This window comes from Myxococcus sp. AM009 (assembly GCF_013372605.1).
Taxonomy (GTDB): Bacteria; Myxococcota; Myxococcia; order Myxococcales; family Myxococcaceae; genus Myxococcus; species Myxococcus vastator.
This window is the reverse complement of sequence record NZ_JABXEP010000318.1, coordinates 1-2,684: the sequence shown is the minus strand read 5'-3', so window position 1 is coordinate 2,684 and position 2,684 is coordinate 1. Positions and strand designations below refer to the sequence as shown.

3 protein-coding genes and 1 pseudogene are annotated in these 2,684 nt (G+C 70.9%); all 4 read right to left on the bottom strand.

From position 1 onward, the window contains the following. Window positions 1–414: pseudogene (locus HV824_RS35465) on the bottom strand (hypothetical protein); the annotation flags it as partial. 4 nt (window positions 415–418) lie between these two features. Then, complete coding sequence (locus tag HV824_RS35460; RefSeq protein ID WP_176421410.1) at window positions 419–1,195, bottom strand: enoyl-CoA hydratase-related protein; 777 nt, start codon at window positions 1,193–1,195, stop codon at window positions 419–421. 42 nt (window positions 1,196–1,237) lie between these two features. After that, the gene (locus HV824_RS35455; protein WP_176425238.1) at window positions 1,238–2,086 is read right to left on the bottom strand and encodes a 3-hydroxyacyl-CoA dehydrogenase family protein; all 849 of its coding nucleotides are present in this window, start codon (window positions 2,084–2,086) and stop codon (window positions 1,238–1,240) included. A gap of 76 nt (window positions 2,087–2,162) precedes the next feature. Beyond that, window positions 2,163–2,570, bottom strand: coding sequence for a hypothetical protein (locus HV824_RS35450; protein ID WP_163787404.1), 408 nt, complete (start codon window positions 2,568–2,570; stop codon window positions 2,163–2,165). Between the last annotated feature and the right edge of the window lie 114 nt (window positions 2,571–2,684).

Sequence of the window (2,684 nt, the reverse complement as noted above, 5' to 3'; positions counted from 1 at the left end):
GCCGTCCTCTCCCCACAGCCCCGCCCCTTCGGCCAACACTCCGAAGCGCGCCGCGTCAGGAAACGCATACACCCGTGCCCCGGCGAGCACCCGGAAGGCCGACCGTCCCAGCCGGAGCTGCGGCTCCAGGAACGGCGACACGACCAGCGTGGGGCCCGGCACGTCCAGCGGCGGCAGGGCCCACGGGTGGATGGGCCAGGACAGCACCCAGCCCTCCTGGGCGTCCGGCCCCCACTCGTAGCGGACGTCGGGGATGAGCGGCTCCAGGAAGCAGCCCGTGTAGAGGCACAGCGTGCGCTTCCAGGACACCAGGACGGGGGCCCGCGCGTCCTCGTCCCCGGCGTCCTCGGAGGCCCGGGCCGGCGTGGCGGCCAGGAGACACGTCAGCAGTCCCCCGGCCGCGAGCCCCTTCACCGCGCTACTTCCCGGTGAAGGTCGCGATGCGCTTCTCCAGGAAGGCCTTCATGCCCTCGCGCTGGTCCTCGGAGCCGAACAGGTCACCGAAGGCCTTGCGCTCGATTTCGTTGGCCGCGCGCAGGTCCTGGTCGGCGCCGGCCTCGATGACCTGCTTGGCCTTGGAGATGGCCAGCGGGCTGTTCTTGAGCATCTTCTCCGCCACGGCGCGGCAGTGCGCGAGCAGGCCGTCCGCGGGGAGGACCTCCAGCACCATGCCCAGCTCCTTCGCCTTCGCCGCGTCGATGCGGTCGCCGGTGAAGATGAGCTCCTTGGCGCGGGCGCGGCCCACCAGGCGGGTGAGGCGCTGGGTGCCGCCGAAGCCGGGGATGACGCCCAGGCCGACTTCGGGAAGACCGAGCCGGGCCTTCTCGGAGGCGTAGATGAAGTCACAGGCCAGGGCCAGCTCGGAGCCGCCGCCGAGCGCGAAGCCATTCACGGCCGCGATGGTCGGGATGGGCAGCGCCTCCAGCGCGGCCATGACCCGGTGCCCCAGGGCGCCGAACTCCTGGGCCTGGGCGTCGGTGAGCGCGGCCATCTCCGCGATGTCCGCGCCCGCGACGAAGGCCTTCTCGCCGCCGCCGGTGACGATGAGGACGCGCACGTCCGCGGGCAGGGACTTCAGCGCGGACTCGAGCTCCTGCAGCGTCTTGGTGTTGAGGGCGTTGAGCGCCTTGGGTCGGTCGATGAGGAGGGTCGCGACGGCGCCCTCCTGCTCCAGCCGGATGTTCTCGTAGGCCATGTTCGAGGCTCCTGGGGTGGAAGTGGGTCGCCGCGTGGCGGCTCAGTACTTGTAGAAGCCGCGGCCGGTCTTCTTGCCGTACCAGCCGGCCTCCACGTACTGCCGCAGCAGGGGGCTGGGGCGGTACTTGGGGTCGCCCAGGCCCTTGTGGAGCACCTCGGCGATGGAGAGCACGGTGTCCAGGCCGATGAAGTCCGCGAGCTGGAGCGGGCCCATGGGCTGGTTGGTGCCCAGCTTCATCGCGGTGTCGATGTCCTCGACGGAGCCCAGGCCCTCCATGACGGCGAAGCAGGCCTCGTTGAGCATGGGGATGAGGATGCGGTTGACGATGAAGCCCGGGTAGTCCTTGGAGACCACCGTCGTCTTGCCCATCTTCTCCGCGAGGGCGCGCGTGGTGGCGTAGGTCTCATCGGACGTGGCGGCGCCGCGGATGAGCTCCACGAGCTGCATCACCGGCACCGGGTTCATGAAGTGCATGCCGATGACGGACTCGGGGCGCTTGGTGTACGCGGCGAGCCGGGTGATGGGGATGGACGACGTGTTGGTGGCGAGCACGCCGCCCGGGCGCACGACTTCGTCCAGGTCCAGGAAGATGCCGCGCTTGAGGCCCTCGCTCTCCGTCACGGCCTCGACGGCGAAGTCCACGTCCTTGGCGTCGGTGACCTTGGTCACGGTGGTGAGGTTGGCCTCGGCGGCCTGCTGCTTCGCGGCGTCGAGCTTGCCCTTCTCCACCAGCTTCTTCAGGCCGGCGCGGATGCGGTCGGCGCCCTTGGCGAGCCCCGCTTCGGAGACGTCCGCCAGCGTGACGCGGAGGCCCGCGACGAGTGCCACCTGCGCGATGCCCGCGCCCATCTGCCCTGCCCCGACGACGACAATGTGTTCCGTTGCCATGGCGTGTACGCACCTTTTGGGTCGGAAAGCGTGAAGTACGGCGTGCGGGCGGCCTTAGCCCACGCCCCCGGGTCGGTCAACGAACTGCGGCGGGCAACTGGAGCTGCCGGACGATGTAGCGGTCCTCGCCGACGACGAGCGGCGTCTCCAGGCGCACACGGGCGTCGCTGCCCTCACGTTTCACGAAGAGCGCTGCGGCCCAGGTGCCCTCGGGCAGGTCCACCTTGTACGCGAGCTCGGGCGGCGGCCCCGAGGGGAAGAACCGCTCCTCGCGCTTGAGGAGCTGGCCCTCCGGGTCGGAGATCTGCAGGTCCACGGCGCGCACGGAGGCCCAGCCCGGCCCCGCGAGCTGGAACGCGACGTCACGCTCGGGCGTGCCCGTCACCTGCCACAGGTAGAGGCCCAGGGCGGCGAGCAGGAGCAGCGGCAGCCGCTTGGCCAGGGCGCTCTTGCGTTCGTTCGGGCGCGGGGCCGGTGCGTCCACCGCTACTCCTTCTTGGTGCGCTTGGCGCCGGGGCGCTTCGCGTTGAGCTCGGAGATGACCACGCTGGGCGCGGCGGAGCGCCCCGGCGCCAAGCGCACCAAGAAGGAGTAGCGG

What these genes read in the sequence shown, in the direction of transcription:
- HV824_RS35455 (WP_176425238.1), bottom strand. Translation starts at nt 2,086, where the DNA reads ATGGCAACGGAACACATTGTCGTCGTCGGGGCAGGGCAGATGGGCGCG.
- HV824_RS35460 (WP_176421410.1), bottom strand. Translation starts at nt 1,195, where the DNA reads ATGGCCTACGAGAACATCCGGCTGGAGCAGGAGGGCGCCGTCGCGACC.